Genomic DNA, 18,823 nt, shown 5'->3' with positions numbered 1-18,823 from the left:
ACGGATCCGGGGCGTGCCGCTGGGCGATGTCACCGGCGGGAAAGAAGGCGGGCGTGGGCCGGCCGGGACAGACCCAATGCGGCCAGCAGGATGCCGATCGCCCCGACGCCGTACCAGGGAAGGGAGCCGTTGCCGTCGGCGCGGCCGCCGTCGCCGCTGGGCACTCCCCCGGGCGCGGAGTGCAGGCCGTCGATGCTCTGCGTCACGATGTCGAGGCTCTTGGCCTCGGCCGAGCCGACCGCGTAGACGATGGTCGCCGTACCCTCCTTCAGGTCGAGGTCGGCCGGGCCGAGCACCCGGGTGTCGCCGCCCGCCAGCACGACGTCGGCGGAGACGCTCCCGGCGTCCAGGTCGGCCTGGCCCTCCTTGCCGTTCGTCACGCCCTCGAAGACCGGCTCGCCACCGGCCCGGATGTCGACGGCGGGTGCGGCGGCGGTGTGCCGCACGATCAGCCGGGCCTGGCCGGCCGCCAGCTTGCCCGTGTCGTTGACGAACGGGGTCAGGGCCGGCTCGCCGCTCGCGTTCAGGTGGGCGACCAGGCTGATGTTCGCGTCGCCGGGCACCTCGGCGTCGTCGACGGTCAGCAGCGCGTCAGCGACGGCGTCGCCGGGCTTGGTGAGGGCGATGTCGTACTGTCCGGCCGGCAGGCTCAGCGGGCCGGCCACCTTGCCGGGCTGGAAGTCCGGGATGGTCTTCTTGCCGTTGACGTACACGTCCACCGGCTGGCCGGGGATGCCGTGCACCACCGAGACCTGCGAGTTCGCCTTGGCGTGGGCCGGCGATGACCCCAGGGCCCCGGCGACGCCGAGGCCGAGCAGAGTGGCCACGCCGAGCGAGGCCGCGCGGCGAAGGGACAGGATGCGCATCGGAGCTCCTCGAGTGTTCGTCGTCGATGCCGTACGCCCGGTCCTTCGCCGGGCCGGCGGCGCTTGGATGCACGCGAAAAAGAAAAGATCAGGTGCAACCGCCGGGCCGTCCGGGAGCGAATCATCAGTGGACCCACATCGGAGGAGGGAGGTCGATGAGTTCCGACGACGAGCTCGCCGAACGGTTACGCGCGGGCGACGAGGCCGCCTTACGTATCGCGTACGACCGGCACGGCGCTGCCGTGCTGTACCTGGCCCAGCGGTTGCTGAACAACCGGGCCGACGCCGAGGACGTCACCCAGGTGACCTTCGTGGCCGCGTGGACCGGCCGGGACGGCTTCGATCCGGACCGCGGCACGATGCTGAGCTGGCTGCTCGGGATCGCGCGCCGCAAGGCCGTCGACCGGTTGCGGGCGGCGACCCGGGAACAACGCGCGGCGCAGACCGTGCAGGCCCAGCCGGTGACGCCCGAGGCCGACGAGACGCCGGAGCGGATCGTCGACCGGCTCGTGGTCGCCGACGAGCTGGGCCGGTTGCCCGCCGAGCAGCGGCGCACACTGGAACTGGCGTTCTTCGACGATCTCACGCATCCACAGATAGCGACCGTCACCGGGCTGCCGCTCGGCACGGTCAAGAGTCATATCCGGCGCGGAATGCACAACTTGCGACGCCGTTGGGAGGTGGACGGTGCAACACTTGGATCCCGATCGACTGGTCCTACTCGCGCTCTCTGAAGCAGCCGAGGAGCTGACCGATTCCGACCACCTCGCGCAGTGCGCGGACTGCCGGCACGAGATGCAGGCCCTGCGCCACGTCGCCGGCGTCGGCTCCGAGACGCAGGATCTGCAGGCTTTGCCGCCCCCGCCCGAGCGCGTCTGGGAAGCCATCGAAAGCGGCATCGCGGCAACGAGGCGACCCGCGGCACCGGTGGCCCACATCGCCGAGCGACGCGCGCTGCCCCGCCGTACGCGATCGCGATGGCTGACGCCGCTGGTCGCCGCAGCCGCCGCAGCCGTCCTCGCAGTCGCCGGCACCGTGGCCGTCGACCGGTTCGCCGACCGCACCCCGGCCGAGGAAGTGACGGCCCAAGCGACCCTGTCGCCGTTGAAGGCCGTGCCGCCCAACGCGGGCGGCGACGTGCAGGTGCTGGCCGACGGGCAACTGCGCATCGACGTGCGCAACCTCCCGCTGACCACGGGATTCCACGAGGTGTGGCTGCTCGATCCCGACGATCCGACCAGGATGGTGGCGATCGGCAACCTGCCCGACGCACCGGAGGCCGTGCTGCCGGTCCCGCCGGGCACCGATCTCAAGCGCTACCGGCTCGTCGACATCAGCGACGAACCGCACGACGGCGATGCCACCCACTCCGGCCAAAGTCTGCTGCGGGGAACTCTGACGAGTTAGGTGCATCCAACCGGCGCGGCCGCCGCGAAGGACGGGGTGGTGGCACCGAGGCCACCATCCCGTACCCGGAAGGACGAACGTAGATGAGGATCACCCGGGCCGCCGCCGTCGCGACCGCCGCCGCCATCGTCGCCTCCGCCCTCTCGGCCGCACCGGCCGCCGCGCACGGTAAGACCAAGCCGCTGGGCACCAGGTCGCTGGCCGCGGTGCTGACCGCGGACAAGAGCGGCTTCGACCGCAAGGGCAACGACTACGACATCCTGACCGCGGCGGTGCGGGCCGTGCTGACGGCCAAGCCGTCCAGCCCGGTCGCCGTGCTCGCCGACGGCACGACCGCCGTCACCGCCTTCCTCCCCGACGACCTGGCCTTCCGCCGGCTGGTCGCCGACCTCCAGCACACCCGCAAGCTGCCGGCCGAGAAGGCGGCGTTCACCGCGGTCGCCGGCCTGGGCATCGACACCGTCGAGACGGTCCTGCTCTACCACGTCGTCCCGGGCGCCACGATCGACCGCAAGGCGGCGCTCAAGGCCGACGGCGCCAAGCTGACGACCGCCGCGGGCGCCACGATCAAGGTCGACGTGTACGGGCACTGGCGCAAGCGCGTCGCCCTGATCGACGCCGACCGCAGCGACCGCAACCCGCGGGTGAACCGCTTCGACATCAACAAGGGCAACAAGCAGATCGCGCACGGCATCGACCGGGTGCTGCGCCCGATCGACCTGCCCTGATCACGCGGCCGGGGGCGCGGACCGTCGCGGTTCGCGCCCCCGTCGCGCCCGGGCCCGGCGGTCTCCTTCGATCAAGATCAATATCCATGGATCATCTTGTACGCCACCTCGGGCAGGAACTGCCCGGCACTGGACCCGGCCCTGACCCCGCAGTTGCCGTCGGACTCCCCCGGCGTCTTGAGCCACAGCAGCATCTCCGCGCCGCCGCCCAGCGCACCAGGATCATCGCGCCCGAATCGTTCCAGTACGTGAAGTCCATGTCCGACGCCGTCCTCAACGACGCCGCGGCGCTCGCGAACGTCGACATCATCGGTGCTCACCTGTACGGCACGCCGTACTCGGACCGGTCGCACCGGCCGGCCCTTGCGCGCCGGTCGCGCCCCGCACCCCCGGCAGCCCCTGCGAACCCGGGAGCCCGGCGGAGCAGCGCGCCGTTCGCACAGCGGGCTCCCCCGGTGCCGGCGATCACCCGCACGATGCTGGTCGAGCGATTCACGCAGGCGTGGATCACGTCCGCCGGCCCGGCTCCGGGGGATCCGGCCAGGCGGCGACGACCGGCCACCACGTGGTGATCTTCCCCGTGCCGCCGATATCATGGACGCGCTGGACATCTCCCACCTGGCCCGGCGTCGCCTGCGCGAGCTCCGGCGGCCGGCGCCGGCGCACCCCGCTCGCCGGGCATTCCCGCAGGAGGCCGAGGTCCACCTCCTCGACGAACCCACCGCCGCCCTCGCCCTGCCCCTCGGCACGGGGCGCACACGACCCACGGGCACCCGCGGGGAAACATCCGGAGGCGGGAGCCCAACCTTTCCGGGGGCCGCTCCGTCTGAGAGATCATGAAGTTCAGACGAGCCCGGGACCGAGACGAGTCCTTCACCGCCTTCGTGGCGACTCGTTCCCATCGGCTGATCGCGCACGCCGAGCTGCTCTGCGGACATCGGGAGCAGGCCCGGGACATTGTGCAGACCGTGCTCGTCCGGGCGTACCAGCGATGGTCACGCATCGAACACGACGATCCGTACGGGTATGTCCAGCGCTCGGTCACGAACGCGGTCACCGACTGGTGGCGCACCGCGCACCAGCGCCACGAACGACCGGTCGACGTCGTGCCCGACGTCCCCGGGCGCCCGGACGACACGATCGACGACCGCCGGGCTCTGCTCGGCGCTCTCGATCTGCTCACCCATCGGGAACGCGCCGTCGTCGTGCTGCGCTATTTCGACGACCACACCGAACGCGACGTCGCCTCGATGCTCGGCATCAGCGTCGGCACGGTCAAGTCGACCTGCCACACGGCACTGCGCAAGATGCGCATCGCGCTCGACGACGAGGCGCCCAGCCCGCACTCCCTCCACGGCCCCCAGGAGCAGTCATGACCCTCGCCCCGGACGACCTGCGCACCGCCATGAACGACCTGGCCCGCACCACCGGCCCGTTGGATCCCGGCCCGATCCTGCGGTCCGGCAAGCGCCGCCGCACCCGGCGGCACCTCGCCGCGGCAGCCGGGGCCGCAGCCGCGATCGCCGCGGTGACCGGTGGCATCGCGGCGCTGCGGCCCGGGGGTGACACCCCGGTCGTCGTCAGCGACGGCAAGGCGATCCAGGATCTCGACAACTCCTTGCACGGGCTGGACGCGGGCACCTACGAGTTCAGTCTCAGCGGCGCCTACCTCATCACCGACATCGTCCGCGCCCGGGTCGAGGCGGCCGGCGGTTACGACATCGAGTACAGCAGCGCGATGTCCCTCCGGCGCGCCGGCACCACGACCTACCTGAAGCCCTCCGGCGCCGGCACGTACAGCGGCCCCGGGGTCCTGGAACAGTTGAAGAGCGCCGGACTCCCGCAGGCCGAGATCGACCGCTACGCGACCGGCATCGCCCAGCTGGACGGTACCCACTGGCTGCGGGTCGACCCGCAGCGCCTCATCAAGGCAGCACAGGTTGACGAACAGAGCTCGCTGGACTACCTCGCGCCCACCCCCGCCGCCGAGAAGCCGGACATCACCGGCGCCGACGCGTTGATCGCCGCGGTGACGACCGCGGAACGAACCGGCGACACCATCACCGGCACCCTGGACGCCACCAAGGTCGACAGCAAGCTCCGCCTGCTCATCGACGAACCGGCAAGCTACTACGGCGCCCCGGCCACGTCGATGAGGTACCGGGCCACGCTCGACGGGCAGGGCCGGCTGACCGGCTTCACGCTCGACCTGCCGGGCACCCTCGCGTCCCAGGCGCCGGACCAGCAGCCCGAAGCGCCCCTGGTCATCACCATCACCCGGTACGACGGCATCGAGCCGCCCGAGGCCCCGCAGGACGCCGAGCCCATCACCGACGTGACGTACGACCTGCTGGCCCGGGACAACGACTGACCGCCCGTACCCCTACCCCGCCGCCCGCCCGCCGAGGACGCTTGTTTCAAGGCTTCGCGCAGGCCGGCTCGGCGGGCTGGGCCGGCAGATAGCGGCGGAACTCGGCTGCGGCGAGGTCGCGGCCGATCGCTCCGCAAAGATGGTTCAGCGCCACGCGCGGCGCGGGCAGGCCGACCGGCCAGAGCCGCACGTTCTCGCCACCGCTGTAGATGATGGTGCCGTTCAGGCCGTACGCCAGCGCGTGCACCCCGCCGGCATGTCCGGTGAGCACCGCGCGGGTGATGCCGGCCCCGACGTCCCAGAGACGGATGGTCCGGTCGTCGCTCGCGCTGGCGACAGTGGTCCCGTCGGGTGAGAACGCCACGCTGTTCACGCCCGCGGTGTGACCGGCCAGGACGGCTCCGGCCGCGCCGTCCCGGGCGGACCACAGGCGTACGGTGCCGTCGCCGCCGGCGCTCGCGATCGTGTGCCCGTCGGGGCTGAAGCCCACCGCGTTGACGATATCGGTGTGCCCGGACAAGCTGGTCTCCAGCCGCCCGGATCCGACGTCCCAGATGCGTACGGTGTTGTCGGCCGCACCGCTGACGAGCCGGCGCCCGTCCGGGCTGAACGCCACCGAAACGACACCGGCAGTGTGCCCCTTGAGGACACGGGCCGTCCCACCGGCGGTGTCCCACAACCGGATCGTCCCGTCGTTGCTGGCACTGGCGAGCAGCCGGCCGTCGGGACGGTACGCCAGCCCGTAGACGCCCAGGCGGTGCCCCTTCAAAACGCGCACCTGCCGGCCGGTGGTCGTGGCGTAAAGGCGTACCTCGCGGTTGAGGCCCCCGACCGCGAGGACCCGGCTGTCCGGGCTGAAGGCCATCGCGACGCTGTCCTGGTTCGTGGCGAGGCCGGTCGTCACGCTGGTGCTGGTGCGCGTGACGAGGTCGAGCAGGCTCCGTCGGCCGGCGTGCTCGGCGTAGGCCAGGTAGCGCTCGTCGCGGCTGTGCGCCATGGTGATGATCGCCTTGCCGGTGCGCACGACTTTCGGCATGCCACCGGTGACGTCCCAGAGCCGTGCCGTGCCGTCCGCCCCGGCGGTGGCCATGGTCCTGCCGTCGGAGCTGAACGTCACCTGCTGCACCGCGGCGCTGTGCCCGATGAGCTCGGCGCGCAGCGTGCCGGTGGCCGCGTCCCAGACCAGCACCTTGCTCTCGATGCCCGATGCTGCCAGCGTGGCGCCGTCGGGGCTGTAGGCCAGGGACAGCACGGAGCCTCCGGGACCGGTGAGCGTCGCCCGGACCTTGCGCTTGGCCATGTCCCATAGCTTGACCAAGTTGTTCCCGCCGGCGGTGACGATGGTCCGGGAGTCCGGGCTGAACGACGCCGCGTTCAGCATGTCCCCTTGAGTGATCCGGCCGCCTTCGTCGCCGGAACCCAGATTCCACAGGCGGGCGGTCCGGTCCTGACTCGTGGTGATCAGCACCCGGCCGTTGGGGCTGAACGCCACCGACTGCACGGCGTTGGTGTGGCCGGTGAAGACCTCCCTGGACGCGCCGCCGGTCGTCCAGACACGGACGGTCGAGTCGCGGCCCGCGCTGGCAAGCAGCGTCGCGTCCGGCGAGAACGCGACGGCGTACACCCGATCCCGGTGTCCCTGGAGTACGGCCCGCGTCCTGCCGGACGCCGGGTCCCAGACCCGCACGGTGCCGTCGTCGGACGCGCTCGCCAGCAGCGAGCCGTCGCGGTTGAAGGCGACCGCCTCGACCGGCCCGGAGTGCCCGGTCAGCGTGGTCCTCAAGGTGCCGTCGGCGGTGTCCCAGAGCCGCACCGTCCCGTCGGCGACCGCAGTCGCCAGCAGCCGGGCATCGGGGCTGAACGCCACGCCGTTCACGGCCCCGGTTCCCGTGCTGAGCGTGCGCAGCAGCGGCCGCGCCCGGGACTCGGCGGCGTACATGCTGGTGACCGCCTGCTCGGTGGGCGCGGCCCGGTAGGCGTGCACGGCGAGCAGCGCGGCGAGGTCGGGGTTCGTGGCGGCGAGGCTCTGTGACTGGGCGGCCAGCTGGCGGGAGAGCGACTCGTGTTGCGCGGCGACGGCGGTCTTGCGCTGGACGAAGGCCACTCCGGCCCCGGTCACCGCGAGGATCGTCAGAGTGACCAGCGCCGCGACTGCGGCTTGCCGCAGCCGGGTACGGGTCCGTTCCGCACGGCGGCTGGCGGCGAGGAACGCGGCGACATCGGCGGTGAGCCCGCGCTCGGCGGCCCACTGCACACCCTCGTTCAGGTCGCTGCCGTGCAGCAGGTCGCTGCTCCTGCGCCTCACCGACCAGACCGTACGCTGCTCCTCGGCCCGCCCCAGCCAGGCGTTGAAACCGCGATGTTTGTCGACCCGGTGGCGCAGCTCGGGCCAGTCCCGCAGCAGCGCTTCGTGAATCAGTTCGACGACCGGAGGTCCGCCGGGGCCGGCGGCCGCCGAGCGGGTGACGATCAGTGGCGTTCCGGTGGTGAGCCGATGCAGGACCTCGTCGACCGGTCCCGGGTCGCGGCTCTCGAAGTCGGCGGCCAGCTCGCGCAGCTCGTCCGGGGTGCGCGGCCTGCGGGTGTGCGGCACACCGTTCTCGGCCGGACGCACCAGTGCGGTCAGCACCCGCCAGGCCACCTCGTGCCGGTTCACCGGCAGCGTCTGGAAAGCCTCGTCGCAGCGCCTGGCCAGGCTGCCGGCGGCTCCGCCCATTTCCTTGTACGCGGCGTAGGTGAGCCGCCCGTCGCGCCGCTCCTGCCAGAGCTGGTGCAACGCCAGCTCGAGCAGCGGCAGAACGGTGACCGGGGCGGCGTCGCGAAGGCCGGTGACGTCCTGCACGATCTGGTCCGCCAGGCCGGGTTCCAGGGACAGCCCTTCCTTCGCCGCCGGTGCGACGACCATGGCGTGCAGGTCGGCCTCGCCGATCACGGCCGGAACGTTGACCATGCCCGGCAGCAGGGCGTCGAGCAGCGCGGGCGCCCGTTCGGCCAGCCGCGGGTAGAAGTCGTCCCGCATCACCAGCAGGACGGTCAGCGGCGCCGTCCGGGTGACCAGGGCGGTCAGAGCGGCCAGCGTGGCGTCGTGGCCGTCGGTGGTGAGCAGCTCCTCGAACTGGTCGATCACCAGCAGCAGCCGGACTCCGGCGGGCTGCCCGGCGAGCCGGTCGCGGATCGCCTGTTCCCATGCGTGTCCGGCGGCAACGGCGAGGCCGTCGCGTGCGAAGTCGGCCCCCAGGTCGGCGGCGGACCGGGCGACGAGCACGTGCCAGCGGGAGCCGGCCCGCAGGCCGGGCAGCAAGCCGGCGTGGACCAGCGACGACTTGCCCGAACCCGACGGACCGAGCAACATGACGGCGCGCCGGTCGAGAGCCTTGCGGACAGCGGTCACCACGGTGTCCCGGCCGTGGAACCAGGCGGCGTGTTCGGCGCCGAAGGGCTCCAGGCCGCGGTACGGGCACCTCTCCGACGCGGCGAGAGCCGGATGAACCCTGGCCAGCGTCTCGGCCGTCGTCGCGTATCCGACGCCCCGGCCGCGCCCGTGCCGATCCCCCGGGTCGATCGCCGTGAACATGCCGGCCACCAGCCCCGTGGTCTCGTCGATCACGGGGGCGCCGCTGAAACCGACGGTCAGGTCTTCCGCCTCCGTCAGGTGCAGCAGTCCGGCGTGGGCGTCACCGGCTTCGGCGTACCCGAACCTCCCGTCCGCCGCCGGGGCGGGGTATCCCCACGCCGACACCCTGTGCCCCCGAATACCGGCGGACGACCCGAGGCGCAGGCCGTTCACCCCGTCGGGCAGGTGGTCCGGCCGGAGAATGGCGATGTCCTCCTCCGCGGGCGCTCGCCAGCCGCCGGGGTCGACGCCGGCAGTCACCTCCGGCCGGTCCGGAAGATTGACGAACCGCAGCCGCACGCGGGTCCCGGTCACCACGTGGGCGCAAGTGACCACCACACCTCCGGCCACGAAGCCGGTCCCGCGGATCCGTCCGTCGGGGCCGAGCACCGCGACGGTCGCGGTCAGAATCGGCGCCTGATCAACCATGGGCCGGCTGGTCGCCGGGTGCCGACCAGGTCAAGGTGACCTTGAGATGCCCGCCGGTGGTGCCCTTCGTGATCAGCGCGCCGGCCGCCACCGAGATGTTGACCCCGAACTCGACCTTCACCTCGTCGGGTCTCGCCGGCTGGAGGCTGCCGAGAATCTCCCGTGACGCCTGGCCGATCGTTCCCAGCGCCGACCGCAACGTGCCCGGCACCTGCGAGACGGCATCCGCGAGCCCCGCCTTGACCGGGCCGTCGAACTCGCCGCCGGCCGCCTCCAGGTACAGCCACCCGCCGTGCTCCAGTTCGATCCGAGCCAGCTCCGGCACCGAGCGCCCCTCTCACCATCCGCCGGGCACCGCGTCGTGCCCGCAACGCATCGTGACCGAGCCGCGGACCCCCGGGCAACGAAGTCATCCCGCCCGGGGAATCCGTTCAGCCCGTCCGGGCAGCGACTCGCCCGATTCACGATCGGCCCGCGAATCCGGCGGCATGGTGGCGAGCGCTTTCCCCGGGTACGACCGGGCGGGTCGCACCGGGGAAAGCGCTTCACAGCACGGTGTCGTCCAGGTCGAGCAGGAGGGTGTCGCCGGACTCCAACAGGTCCAGCCACGGCCCGACCCGGGGCAGCTCGTGGTCGAAGAAGTACCGGGCGGCCAGGCGCTTGCCGGCATAGAACGCGCCCTCCTTGTCGCCGGCCGCGTCGAGCTGGGACAGCCACATCCAGGCGATCACGATGTGCCCGGCCGCGTCCAGATAGGTCGACGCGTTGGCCAGCGCCTTGTCCGCGTCGCCGGAGGCCCACAACCGCGCGGTGACCGAGGCCAGCCTTTCCGCGGCGGCGAGCAACCGCGGCGCGTACGGGGAGGACGAGGACGTGGCCGTGGCGGAGATCGCTTGCGTCAAAACCCGCAGACCGTCGTTCATCAGCACCTTGCGGCCGAGCAGGTCGAGCGCCTGGATCCCGTCCGTGCCCTCGTGGATGGGGTTGAGCCGGTTGTCGCGGTAGAACTGCTCGACCGGGTACTCGCGGGTGTAGCCGTACCCGCCGTGCACCTGGATGGCGAGGTCGTTGGCGCGCAGGCACCACTGCGACGGCCACGCCTTGACGATCGGGGTCAGCACGTCGAGCAGCACGTTCTCACCGACGTCGACGAGTTTGGCGGCGTAGAGGATCAAAGCCATGCCGCCTTCGACATAGCTCTTGGACGCCAGCAGCATGCGGCGCACATCGGGGTGACGCACGATGGGTACGGGCGGCGCCGCAGGATCCTTCCCCGCGGGCGGCCGGCCCTGCTGCCGCTCCCGGGCGTAAGCGAGAGCGTGCAGGTACCCGGTGTAGCCGAGCGCCACCGCGCCCGCCCCGACCCCGATCCGCGCCTCGTTCATCATGTGGAACATCTGGGCCAGTCCCTGACCCTCCGACTGGACGAGGTGACCGGTCGCGCCCTCGAACGCGAGCACCGCATTGGTCGTACCCCGGAAGCCCATCTTGTGGTTGAGCCCTGCCAGGGTGACGTTGTTGCGGGCGCCGGAGGTCAGATGCTTCGGCACGATGAACAGCGACAACCCCTTCACGCCGGGCGGCGCCCCCACGACACGCGCCAGCACCAGGTGCACGATCGTCTCGCTGAGCTCGTGATCGCCGGCCGAGATCCACATCTTCGAGCCGGTGATCGCGTACGTGCCGTCGTCCTGCCGGACCGCACGCGTCGCCACGTCGCTGAGCGAGGAGCCCGCCTGGGGCTCGGACAGGCACATCGTCCCGGTGTAACGACCCTCGAGCATCGGGCGTACGTACGTGTCGATCTGCTCCGGGGTGCCGTACTCCAGCAGCAGGGCCGCGTTGCCCATGGTCAGCATCGAGTAGGCCGACGTGGCGATGTTCGCGGCCTGGAACCAGGCGAAACACGCTCGCCCCACCACCTGGGGCAGCTCCATGCCCCCGGCCGAGGCGGGGAAGGTCGCCGCCAGCAGCCCGGCGTCGGCGAAGGCCCGCAATGCCTTGCCCACCTCGGGAATCACGGTGGCCGACGAGCCGTCGAACGTCGGTTCCTCCAGGTCACCACGCCGGTTGTGCGGCGAGAACTCCCGCTCGGCGATCCGCTCCGACAGATCGAGCACCGCGTCGAAGGTCTCCCGGCCGTGCTCCGCGAACCGTGGCTGCGCGGTCAGGGCCTCGACGTCGAGCCACTCGTACAGCAGGAAATCCAGATCGCGACGGTTCAGGATCATCGGCATCCCCCCACCGTATGCCTCTCCGGCCGGCCCGGCCCGTCTGGACATACGAGCCGTCCGATCGCTTCGGGGCGGCTTACGATCCCCTCACGAGCCCGTCCCCCACAGGGGCTCGTCGATGGAGGTACGTCATGCCCCGAACCGTTCCCCGCCGGTGGTGGCTTGCGCTTGTCGCGCTCACCGGACTGCTGCTCACGCTCGCCGCGCCCGGCCCGGCTCACGCCTTGGCCGCCGGCACGTTCCGCAACCCGATCGGGGTGAAGCCCGACCCGTTCATGACCTTCTTCAACGGCAGCTACTACCTGACGATGACCGAGGGCGACTCGATCAAGATGCGCCGCGCGCCCAGCGTCGCCGGGCTGCTCAACGCGCCCGCCACCGAGGTGTGGCGCGACAGCAACGCCGCGCGCAACAAGGAGGTGTGGGCGCCGGAGTTCTATCGGCTCAACGGGCTCTGGTACATGTACTACACCGCCGACGACGGGGTGGACGAGAACCACCGGCTCTACGTGCTCGAGTCCAGCGGCGACAACCCGCTCGGCCCGTACCATTTCAAGGCCCGGCTGGTGCCCCCGAACCGTGACGTGTTCGCCATCGACCCCGGCATCATGCAGCACAACGGCCGGCTCTATCTGGCGTGGGCCGGCACCAACGCCTACCAGCACAACGGCATCAACGTGGCGCCGCTGTCGAACCCGTGGACGGTGTCAGGCAACGCGGTCGCCCTCAACGCCGCCGGCGGCTGCCCCGAGGTGCGGGAGGGCCCGGAGTTCCTCTACCGCAACGGCCGCACGTGGATGACCTACTCCGCCTGTGACACCGGCAAGCCCGACTATCAGGTCTGGCAGCTGAGCATCGCGAGCACGGCCGACCCGCTGAACCCGGCCAACTGGCAGCAGCGCAACGGCGCCGTCTTCGCCCGCGCGGACGGCAACGGCGTGTTCGGGCCCGGGCACCACGCGTTCTTCACCAGCCCGGACGGCACACAGGACTGGATCGTCTATCACGCCAAGACGACCAGCGTGTTCACCTACACCAACCGGACGACGCGGGTGCAGCGCATCACCTGGAACGCCGACGGCAGCCCGAATCTCGGCATACCCCTGGCCATCGGCGCCACGCAGGACCTGCCGTCCGGCGACCCGGGACCCTCGACGGCCTGGATCAACGACGACGGGCGTACGAGCGGGAACGGCTCCCTCGCGTACGGCGGCGCGTGGAGCTCGGGCACCGGCTGCGCCGCGCAGTGTTTCTGGGGCGACGACCATTGGAGCGGCGCCACCAACGCGACGGCCACGTTCACCTTCACGGGTACGCAGCTGGGCCTGCTGTCCGTACGCGACGTGGGCAACGGCATCGCCGCCATCAGCGTCGACGGTGGCGCCGAACAGCGCGTCGACTTCTCCAACGCCATCCGGGTCGGCGAATCCCTGAACTGGCTCTCCCCCAAGCTCGCGTACGGCACCCACACCGTCCGCGTCCGCGTGACCGGTGAACGCGCCTCGGCCTCCACCGGCACGGTGATCAGCATCGACCGCGCGGAGATCTGGCCGTGAGACGAGACACGGTCAGAAGGTCAGCATGGTGCGTCCCGGCGCGGTCCAGGCATTGCTGACCGAGGACACGGGAACGCGGCGGTGGGTCACGGTCAGCCGGCCCGCCGCCGCGAGCCCGGCGATTTTCGTGAGTACGGACGCCCGCCGCTCGACGGTCAGCGAGTTGTTGGTGTAGCCGACGATCCGCAGTGACCCGCCGCGCAGCACCGCCGAATCGATCGGCGCGGTCGCCCCGGCCGCGGACCCGAGGTTGACCAATATCCCGCCCGGGCGCAGCGCCCGCAGTGCCGCCGCGGCCGGCGCCCCGAAGACGGGGTCGATCACCAGGTCGACCGGTCCGTCGAGGGCTGCACCGAGCGGCACCGTGGCGGTGGCACCGAGCTCGGTGGCTCGCGCCAGCGCGTCGGCGGAGCGGGCGACGGCGATCACGTGACTCGCCCCGGCGAGCCGGGCCAGCTGGACGGCCGACTGCCCGACAACGCCGCCCGCGCCGAGCACCACGATCCGCTTGCCCGCCGGGTCACCGGCCGTGTGCAGCGCCTCGTGGGCGGCGACGGCCGACAACCCGAGCGCGGCGGTCAGCTCCAAGGGTGCGCCGGGCGGCAACGGGACCACATCGGCCTCCGGGACCGCGACGGCCGCGGCCATGCTGCCCGAGCCCGGTCGCATTCCGGCCGACGTCGCGAACCACACCGCCGTACCATCGGGCAGGTGCCCCACCCCCTGCACCCCCGGCACGTACGGCGTCGGCGGCGCCCCGAAATAGCTGGTGCCCGTGGCGCACAGCACGTCGAGCGGGGTGATCGGCGCGGCCGCCACCCGGATCAGCACCTGACCGTCGCCGGGACGGGGCTCCGGATGCTGCTCGACCACGGGCGACCGGCCGCACTCGCGCAGCACCGCCGCCGTGATCATGTCGCGATGTCCGGGTAGGGCAGCGAGAATGCCGCCAGCGCCGCCCCGTACGCCTTCTGGAACTCCAACGGCTCGGTGTTGTCCTGCTCGAACATGGCGATGAACAGCGTGAGCGTCAGGAAGGGATGCGCGCCCATCTCGAACAGCCGGACGTGATCGTGGGCGATCAGAGCGTCCCGCTCGGCCTCGGAGAAGGCCAGCCATGTGCTCGCCTCGCCGCTGTGACAGTTGAGCAGGCTGTTGGCCGTCGTCTCCTCCCACCACGTGACCAGCTCGCGCGGCTCGGTGCGATAACGCTCGACGAGCGCCGGGTCGCGATCGACGGTGAAGAGGAATTTGTTCAGCAGATACTTGCTCATGCCGGCCTCCCTTCCGGGTACCAGGTGAAGTACGCCTCCATCGTGTGGAACAGGTCGAGCGTGTCGACATAGTCGGCCTTCACCCCGGCGCCGGCGACACCCATCATCAGCATGAAGTCCATGAATCCGTGGGTGGCGTTGCCCGGGGTGTGCAGACTGTCCAATGTCACCTCGCGCAGGCAGCCGTCCAGGTCACCGTTCGCGATCCATCCGACCGCCTTCTCGTCGAAGGCCGGATCGGGTCCGTGCGGCCCGAATTGCCGGGGCCCGCCGAGCTCGAGTGACAGATGACCGGTGCCGATGACCGCGACCCGCAGGTGCGAGGGCCACTGCTCGATGATCCGGCGAATCGCCTCGCCGAGCGCGACGAACCGTTTCGGCTGCGGCAGCGGCGGCGCGAAGATGTTGGTGTAGATCGGCACGATCGGCAGGTCCGCCTCGGGCCGCAGCGTGATGATCGGGCAGGTGATGCTGTGGTCGATGCGCAGCTCGTTGCTGAACGCCAGGTCGAAGCCCTCGTCGAGGCCGTTGCGCAGAATGTGCGCGGACAGGTCTTCCTGTCCTTGCAGCAGCATTCTCGGCAGCCCGAACTCGCGTTCCTCGTTGTACCAGTTCGCGTCGTACATCGGTGCCTTGCCGACCAGGAACTGCGGCATGTTGTCCAGCCACAGCTGGTGGAAATGGTCGGAGCCCACCATCACGAGAACGTCCGGCCGGGCGCGGGTCAGTGTCTCCCGGAAGGCGAGGATCTTGGCGGTCCACTCGTCGGCGAACGGCGGCCGGTCCGCGCCCGTCGCCGTGCTGGCCCGGTAGTAGAAGGGATGATGCGTCGAAGCGATGACCGCGACAATGCTGGCCATGACTGTCCTTTCGGGAACTCAGGGCTCGTAGACGGCGTTGCGATCGACGGCCAGATAAATCTGGTTCGCGACGGGCCGGCGCCGCTCCTCGGCGATCTGCCCGAGCAGCCCGGCGGCCCGGGCCAGCAGGGCGAAACCGCGCAGCAGATCCACCGGCAACCCCAGATCGGCGAGCGCCGCGCCGCACACTCCGGCCCCGTTCAACGGCAACTTCCGATTCAACACCTGCGGGTGTACGCGGCCAATGGCCTCGAAGAGACGAAGATGCGGCCCGTAGACGCCTTCCTCGGTGGCGATGCGTACCAGAACGGGGGTCCTGGGATCTTGAACTTTGTGCACCGGATGCCCGAGACCGGGAATGATGCGTTTCTCCGCCCTGGCCGCCGTCACAGCGTCGAGCGCGATCGCGTCGTAATCGTCGCCCTCGGCCGCGGCGAGGGTGTCCGCCAAGAAGCGAGCGCAGTCCTCGGTCACCCCGAGAAAACGTGATCCGCCGCCGAGCAGCCCGGCCGCGAGGGCACCCTGCAGCGAATCAGGGGCGGACAGGTACGTCAGCCGGGCCGCGATCGCCGTCGGCGTGAATCCGTGGTCGGCCAGCGCCACCAGCACCGCCTCGAACAGGCGTACCTCACCGGAGCTGGGCCGTCGCCCCGCGACCAGCCAGAACGCCAGCTCCCCGAAGCCGACCTTCCCCATGAGGCCGGCCGCCAGATCCTGGCCGAGCAGCGAGATGCTGTCCTCGGTCGACGTGCCCAGACCGGTCGGGAAGCTCAGTTCCTCAGCCATGCGCGGATCTCCTCACCGTGTTCGTCCAGTCCGGGCGGCGGCAGCTCGTAGCGCGGGGGCGTCTCCGAGAACGTGATGGGGTTGCGCACGCCGGGCACGCCGCCGCTGGTCACGACCGGATCCAGGCCAAGCTCGTCGGCCAGGGCCACGCCGCCGTCGATGGTGTTGATCGGCGCGCACGGCACCCCGGCCGCGATGAGCAGGTGGAACCACTCGTCGCGGGTGCGGGTGGCGAGCCGCTCGACGAGGATCGGGCGCAGCTGCTCGCGGTTCGCCGTCCGGTCCTGGTTGCGGCCGAAGCGGGGGTCGGCGGGCAGCTCGTCGAGCCCGAGCACCTGGCACAGCTTGCGGAACTGCCCGTCGTTGCCGGCGATGACGATCAGCTCACCGTCGGCGACCGGCAGCGGTTCGTACGGAAAGAGACTCGGGTGCGCATTCCCCATCCGGTACGGGACGGTGCCGCCCGCCACGTACCCGCTGGAATGGTTTACCAGCCCCGACAGCGCCGAGCTGAGCAGGTTGACCTCGACATGCTGCCCGCGTCCGGTGGCGGCGCGCCGGTGCAGGGCGGCCAGGATGCCGATGTTCGCGTGCATGCCGGCCATGACGTCGAAGACCGAGATCCCGGCGCGGTAGGGCGAGCCGTCCGGGTCCCCGGTGAGGCTCATCAGCCCGGAGATCGCCTGGACCATCAGGTCGTAGCCGGGCAGCGCCGCCCCCGCGCCCGAGCCGAAGCCGCTGATGCTCGCGTAGACGACGCCCGGGTTGCCCGCCGCGACCTGGTCGTAGCCCAGCCCGAAGCGGGCCAGCCCGCCGGGGCGCATGTTCTCGATCAGCACGTCGGCGCGCCGGGCCAGTTCCTGGGCGGCGGCCTGGTCGTCGGGGTCCTTGAGGTTCAGCGCGATGGACCGCTTGTTGCGGTTGATCCCCAGGTAGTACGTGGATACGCCGTCCCGCTCCGGCGGCATCCAGGTGCGGGTGTCGTCGCCGGCCGGGCCTTCGACCTTGATCACTTGCGCGCCGAGGTCGGCGAGGAGCATCGTCGCGTACGGGCCCGCGAGGATCCGGGAGAAGTCGGCGACCAGCAGGCCGCTCAGTGGCCCCGGGGATGGCTCGTCCATCAATGACCGTCCGTTCTACGGACGCTTGTCCGCACGAGCAGACTGCCCCTGTCATCGACTGGAAACAAGCCCTTGACATGTTTCTGCGTGAGGCAGACTCTGTCGGGACAGCGCTGGCCGCTGAGCGGACAGCCGTCCGAAAGAGGTGCCGATGGCCGTCGACCGACCCGTGATAATCCGTAACGGACTCGTCCTCACCATGGACGACGCCCACACCGTGCTCAGCGGCGCTGACGTGCTCGTCGCCGACGGCCGCATCGCCGAGATCGGGACCGGTCTGGCCGCCCCCGACGACGCCGAGGTGATCGACGCGACCGGCGGCATCGTCATGCCCGGCATGATCGACACCCACCGGCACATGTGGCAGACCGCGATGCGCGGCTACGGCGCCGACTGGACCCTCACCCAGTACTTCGTCTGGTACTACCTCGAGTCGGGCAAGCACTTCCGGCCCGAGGACATCTATGCCGGCAACCTGCTCGGCGCGATCGAGGCCCTCGACGCCGGCGTCACCACCACCGTCGACTGGTCGCACGGCCTGCAGACCCCGCAGCACGCCGACGCCGCGGTCGACGCGCTCGAGGCGGTGCCCGGCCGGTTCGTCCTGGGCTACGGCAACATCCAGGCCGGGCCGTGGGAGTGGAGCACCTCCGACGAATTCCGCGACTTCTACCGCCGCCGCATCGACGGGGGCAAGCTCGCCGGCTTCCAGCTGGCCTTCGACGTCACCGGCGACCCCGCGTTCCCCGAGAAGGCGGCCTTCGAGGTGGCGCGCGAGCTCGGCGTGCCCGTCACCACGCACGCCGGGGTGTGGGGCGCCACCAACGACGAGGGCATTCGCCTGATGTACGAGAACGGCTTCATGACCCCCGGCACCGTGTACGTGCACGCCGCCACGCTCAGCTCCGACTCGTACCATCGGATCGCCGCCACCGGTGGATCGGTCTCGGTCTCCACCGAGAGTGAGCAGAACGCGGGTCAGGGCTACCCGCCCACCTGGCAGTTGCGCCGCCACGGCGTGCCCGTCTCCCTCTCCATGGACACCAGCGTGTGGTGGAGCGGCGACCTCTTCTCGGCCATGCGCACCACGCTCAGCGCCGACCGGGCCCGCGAACACCTCGAGGCGCACGCCAAGCCGGAGACCGTCACCCATCACCACCTGCGCGCCGAGCACGTCGTCGACTGGGCCACCCGCGGCGGCGCCAAGGCGCTGGGCCTCGACTCGCAGCTCGGTGCCCTCACCCCCGGCCGGCAGGCCGACATCGTGCTGATCGAGAACGACGCCTCGCCGGCGATGTTCCCGATCCTGCACCCCTACGGCCACGTCGCCTTCCAGGCCCAGCGCGGCGACGTGCACACCGTGCTGGTCGGCGGCAAGGTCGTCAAACGCGACGGCCGGCTCGTCGGCACCGATCTCGCCGCCGCCCGCACGGCGGTGCAGGCGACCGTCGACCACCTGCGCGAGCGCCTCGGCGAGGAAGCCTGGCAGGCCGGTCAGAACCCCGACCTGCCGCAGGCCGAGCTGTTCGACAACCCGTACCAGTACACCGACTACGACGCCGGCCGGGCGCAGTGAAA

Annotated in this window: 18 protein-coding genes; 7 read left to right on the top strand and 11 right to left on the bottom strand. The window is 71.1% G+C overall.

Annotation, left to right across the window (positions count from 1 at the left end; translation table 11 throughout):
* Window positions 1–29 precede the first annotated feature (29 nt).
* Entirely contained in the window at window positions 30–866 is an 837-nt protein-coding gene (locus tag RAN62_RS31155) for a DUF4397 domain-containing protein (RefSeq protein ID WP_305788390.1), read from the bottom strand.
* A gap of 155 nt (window positions 867–1,021) precedes the next feature.
* On the opposite strand from RAN62_RS31155, the gene RAN62_RS31150 reads away from it, so the two are divergent.
* The 3 genes from RAN62_RS31150 (at window position 1,022) to RAN62_RS31140 (ending at window position 3,001) form a co-directional block, all read left to right on the top strand.
* Window positions 1,022–1,600: an RNA polymerase sigma factor gene (locus tag RAN62_RS31150; RefSeq protein WP_305788389.1), complete on the top strand. Its 579-nt coding sequence runs from the start codon at window positions 1,022–1,024 to the stop codon at window positions 1,598–1,600.
* A complete protein-coding gene (locus RAN62_RS31145; protein WP_305788388.1) occupies window positions 1,554–2,273 on the top strand; it encodes an anti-sigma factor in 720 nt (239 codons plus the stop codon). The genes RAN62_RS31150 and RAN62_RS31145 overlap by 47 nt, the downstream gene beginning before the upstream one ends.
* An 83-nt stretch (window positions 2,274–2,356) precedes the next feature.
* Window positions 2,357–3,001: a fasciclin domain-containing protein gene (locus RAN62_RS31140; protein WP_305788387.1), complete on the top strand. Its 645-nt coding sequence runs from the start codon at window positions 2,357–2,359 to the stop codon at window positions 2,999–3,001.
* A gap of 77 nt (window positions 3,002–3,078) precedes the next feature.
* Here RAN62_RS31140 and RAN62_RS31135 read toward each other — a convergent pair whose 3' ends face one another.
* Window positions 3,079–3,321: a hypothetical protein gene (locus RAN62_RS31135; RefSeq protein WP_305788386.1), complete on the bottom strand. Its 243-nt coding sequence runs from the start codon at window positions 3,319–3,321 to the stop codon at window positions 3,079–3,081.
* Window positions 3,322–3,508: 187 nt separating this feature from the next.
* Window positions 3,509–3,706, bottom strand: a complete 198-nt coding sequence (locus RAN62_RS31130; RefSeq protein ID WP_305788385.1) for a hypothetical protein — start codon at window positions 3,704–3,706, stop codon at window positions 3,509–3,511.
* 131 nt (window positions 3,707–3,837) lie between these two features.
* On the opposite strand from RAN62_RS31130, the gene RAN62_RS31125 reads away from it, so the two are divergent.
* Entirely contained in the window at window positions 3,838–4,377 is a 540-nt protein-coding gene (locus RAN62_RS31125) for a SigE family RNA polymerase sigma factor (RefSeq protein ID WP_305788384.1), read from the top strand.
* Window positions 4,374–5,372 (top strand): hypothetical protein, encoded by a 999-nt coding sequence (locus RAN62_RS31120; RefSeq protein WP_305788383.1) that lies wholly within the window; start codon window positions 4,374–4,376, stop codon window positions 5,370–5,372. The genes RAN62_RS31125 and RAN62_RS31120 overlap by 4 nt, the downstream gene beginning before the upstream one ends.
* A 46-nt stretch (window positions 5,373–5,418) precedes the next feature.
* Here the strand turns inward: RAN62_RS31120 and RAN62_RS31115 are convergent, their stop codons facing one another.
* The 3 genes from RAN62_RS31115 to RAN62_RS31105 all read right to left on the bottom strand — a co-directional run bounded on the left by RAN62_RS31115 (window position 5,419) and on the right by RAN62_RS31105 (window position 11,651).
* On the bottom strand, window positions 5,419–9,414 hold the full coding sequence (locus tag RAN62_RS31115) for an nSTAND1 domain-containing NTPase (protein ID WP_305788382.1): 3,996 nt from the start codon (window positions 9,412–9,414) through the stop codon (window positions 5,419–5,421).
* Window positions 9,407–9,739, bottom strand: a complete 333-nt coding sequence (locus RAN62_RS31110) for a CU044_2847 family protein (RefSeq protein WP_305788381.1) — start codon at window positions 9,737–9,739, stop codon at window positions 9,407–9,409. The genes RAN62_RS31115 and RAN62_RS31110 overlap by 8 nt, the downstream gene beginning before the upstream one ends.
* Before the next feature lie 220 nt (window positions 9,740–9,959).
* A complete protein-coding gene (locus RAN62_RS31105; protein WP_305788380.1) occupies window positions 9,960–11,651 on the bottom strand; it encodes an acyl-CoA dehydrogenase in 1,692 nt (563 codons plus the stop codon).
* 128 nt (window positions 11,652–11,779) lie between these two features.
* Between RAN62_RS31105 and RAN62_RS31100 the strand changes: the two genes are divergently transcribed.
* On the top strand, window positions 11,780–13,204 hold the full coding sequence (locus tag RAN62_RS31100) for a glycoside hydrolase family 43 protein (protein ID WP_305788379.1): 1,425 nt from the start codon (window positions 11,780–11,782) through the stop codon (window positions 13,202–13,204).
* 12 nt (window positions 13,205–13,216) lie between these two features.
* Here the strand turns inward: RAN62_RS31100 and RAN62_RS31095 are convergent, their stop codons facing one another.
* Genes RAN62_RS31095 through RAN62_RS31075 form a run of 5 tightly spaced genes read right to left on the bottom strand, consistent with a single transcriptional unit; the run spans window position 13,217 to window position 17,245 of the window.
* A complete protein-coding gene (locus tag RAN62_RS31095) occupies window positions 13,217–14,119 on the bottom strand; it encodes a quinone oxidoreductase family protein (RefSeq protein ID WP_305788378.1) in 903 nt (300 codons plus the stop codon).
* On the bottom strand, window positions 14,116–14,478 hold the full coding sequence (locus RAN62_RS31090; protein ID WP_305788377.1) for a hypothetical protein: 363 nt from the start codon (window positions 14,476–14,478) through the stop codon (window positions 14,116–14,118). The genes RAN62_RS31095 and RAN62_RS31090 overlap by 4 nt, the downstream gene beginning before the upstream one ends.
* On the bottom strand, window positions 14,475–15,338 hold the full coding sequence (locus RAN62_RS31085; RefSeq protein WP_305788376.1) for a DODA-type extradiol aromatic ring-opening family dioxygenase: 864 nt from the start codon (window positions 15,336–15,338) through the stop codon (window positions 14,475–14,477). The genes RAN62_RS31090 and RAN62_RS31085 overlap by 4 nt, the downstream gene beginning before the upstream one ends.
* A gap of 18 nt (window positions 15,339–15,356) precedes the next feature.
* A complete protein-coding gene (locus tag RAN62_RS31080; RefSeq protein ID WP_305788375.1) occupies window positions 15,357–16,124 on the bottom strand; it encodes a citryl-CoA lyase in 768 nt (255 codons plus the stop codon).
* Window positions 16,109–17,245 carry a CaiB/BaiF CoA transferase family protein gene (locus tag RAN62_RS31075; RefSeq protein ID WP_305788374.1) on the bottom strand — a complete coding sequence of 379 codons (1,137 nt, stop codon included), beginning with the start codon at window positions 17,243–17,245 and terminating at the stop codon, window positions 16,109–16,111. Before RAN62_RS31075 ends, RAN62_RS31080 begins: the two co-directional genes overlap by 16 nt.
* A gap of 151 nt (window positions 17,246–17,396) precedes the next feature.
* Between RAN62_RS31075 and RAN62_RS31070 the strand changes: the two genes are divergently transcribed.
* Window positions 17,397–18,821 (top strand): amidohydrolase family protein, encoded by a 1,425-nt coding sequence (locus tag RAN62_RS31070; RefSeq protein ID WP_305788373.1) that lies wholly within the window; start codon window positions 17,397–17,399, stop codon window positions 18,819–18,821.
* Window positions 18,822–18,823: the final 2 nt, after the last annotated feature.

This window comes from Symbioplanes lichenis (assembly GCF_030709675.1).
In the GTDB taxonomy this organism is placed as follows: Bacteria; Actinomycetota; Actinomycetes; order Mycobacteriales; family Micromonosporaceae; genus Actinoplanes; species Actinoplanes lichenis.
This window is presented reverse-complemented; position numbering and strand designations above follow the sequence as displayed.